At 39.9% G+C, this 2,050-nt stretch carries 2 protein-coding genes; both read left to right on the top strand.

Annotation, left to right across the window (positions count from 1 at the left end):
- Window positions 1–793: AMP-binding enzyme (locus tag WB217_RS10445; protein ID WP_423993168.1), on the top strand; the 793-nt coding region annotated here is incomplete at its 5' end.
- Window positions 794–980: 187 nt separating this feature from the next.
- A complete protein-coding gene (locus tag WB217_RS10440; RefSeq protein WP_423993167.1) occupies window positions 981–1,784 on the top strand; it encodes a VanW family protein in 804 nt (267 codons plus the stop codon).
- Window positions 1,785–2,050: the final 266 nt, after the last annotated feature.

The raw sequence follows: 2,050 nt of genomic DNA, 5'->3' as shown, positions 1-2,050 counted from the left end.
GCTTATGGGTGCAGGGGACGAGGTAGTGAAGAAATTCGACCTCAGCTCACTTCGCCATATTCTTAGCGTCGGGGAACCGTTGAATCCAGAGGTTGTACGCTGGGGCATGAAGGTATTTCACCTCCGTATCCATGATACATGGTGGATGACAGAAACAGGTGCTCAGCTGATCTGTAACTATCCAAGCATGGAGATCAAGCCAGGCTCAATGGGCAAGCCAATTCCGGGCGTAAAGGCAGCGATTGTCGATGACCAGGGCAATGAACTGCCTCCGTACAGAATGGGCAATCTGGCAATCCAAAAAGGCTGGCCGTCCATGATGCATACCATCTGGAACAATCCGCAAAAATATGAATCTTATTTCATGCCTGGCGACTGGTATGTTTCCGGAGACTCCGCTTACATGGATGAGGAAGGATACTTCTGGTTCCAGGGCCGGATCGACGACGTTATCATGACATCAGGCGAGCGTGTCGGACCATTCGAGGTTGAGAGTAAGCTTGTTGAACACCCGGCTGTTGCTGAAGCAGGAGTCATCGGCAAGCCGGATCCAGTTAGAGGAGAAATTATCAAGGCATTCATCGCACTTCGTGATGGCTATGAGCAGTCAGATGAATTAATTGAAGAAATCCGCCAGTTTGTTAAAAAAGGCTTGGCAGCTCATGCTGCTCCTCGTGAAATTGAATTCCGTGATAAGCTGCCAAAGACAAGAAGCGGTAAAATTATGCGTCGTGTCTTAAAGGCTTGGGAACTAGATCTTCCAACTGGTGACCTATCCACAATGGAAGATTAATAAATTGATAATGACAAAAAGAGCGTGAATTTATTTCACGCTCTTTTTGCTTTAACCTCATGTGAAAAATGAACCTGCATACATTATTATATTTCTGAAAAATTAATTTAATTAATTTTAATTAGTGCTAAAATGGTAATAAAAGGATTTTATTATGGAGTTTGGCTAATAGAGGCAGAGGTGGAATATGAGACTTTCAGAGATTCATCCTATTTTTTATCATCTCAGAATAAACCAAAAGCAGCTTTTCCGATCTATTCATAATTTAAGGTACCAAAAAAACTTTGCAAAAACTTATTGTAAGGAATCCTATCCATTCACTTGCAAGAAGCATCAATCCCTCTTGAGAAGAAAGCTGGGTAATAGTGACCCACAGCTCCAGGAAAATAAAATCAATAACCTAAAGCTTGCAGCTAGTAAAATCGATGGCATTATCATAAGACCTGGAGAAATTTTTTCCTTTTGGGCATTAGTCGGAAAAACAACAAGGAGAAAAGGCTATATTGCGGGAATGCAGCTTTCCAGGGGAGAAGTTAAGACAGGGGTTGGCGGTGGAATCTGTCAACTAGCGAACCTGCTGTATTGGATGGCTCTTCATACTCCATTAGAGATAGTAGAAAGGCACCATCATAGCTTCGACCCTTTTCCTGATGAAGGCAGAGTGCTGCCATTCGGAAGTGGTGCAAGTGTGTTTTACAACTACATAGATTTACGGTTTAAAAATCCTGCAAATCATTCAATCCAAATTAGAACCTGGGTTACAAGCAAGCATTTAAAAGGGGCAATCTACTCAGATGCTGATTCAGGATTCTCTTATCATATTTTGGAGAAAAAACATCGCTTCGTTAAAGAAAACAACAAAACCTTTCGAGAAAATGAAATTTGGCGAAAGGTCGTTGATAAAAGGACAGGAAATTGCGTAGAAGAAGCTCTCCTCATTAAAAACTTTTCAGAAGTGAAATATGAAGTGCTTGAAGAAAAATTTCTGTAAGAATCCCTGCATACATTTATTGCAAGTAGGTTTAAACGATTTTATTTAAGAAAAGGATTGTAATCAGTACTGTTGGAAAACACATAGAGGAAAAACTGCATTTTTCAATTCTCTAGAAAGAATCTTGGACAATTCTATCGTTATTGACCAGGTTAGGAAAGAAAATCGATATGAAGATTTGTATATTATTTGATTATAAATCAATAGGATTAAAGATTTTGTTAGTAGTATTGTAGGCTAATAGGTATATTAAAGGAGCATTTATC

Source organism: Mesobacillus sp. (assembly GCF_049588175.1).
Classification (GTDB): domain Bacteria; phylum Bacillota; class Bacilli; order Bacillales; family Cytobacillaceae; genus Mesobacillus.
The sequence above is the reverse complement of the archived record's forward strand: the minus strand, read 5'-3'. Positions and strand labels throughout refer to the sequence as shown.

Excerpts from the sequence above, each read along its gene's own strand:
- WB217_RS10440 (WP_423993167.1), top strand. The coding sequence starts at position 981 with ATGAGACTTTCAGAGATTCATCCTATTTTTTATCATCTCAGAATAAAC.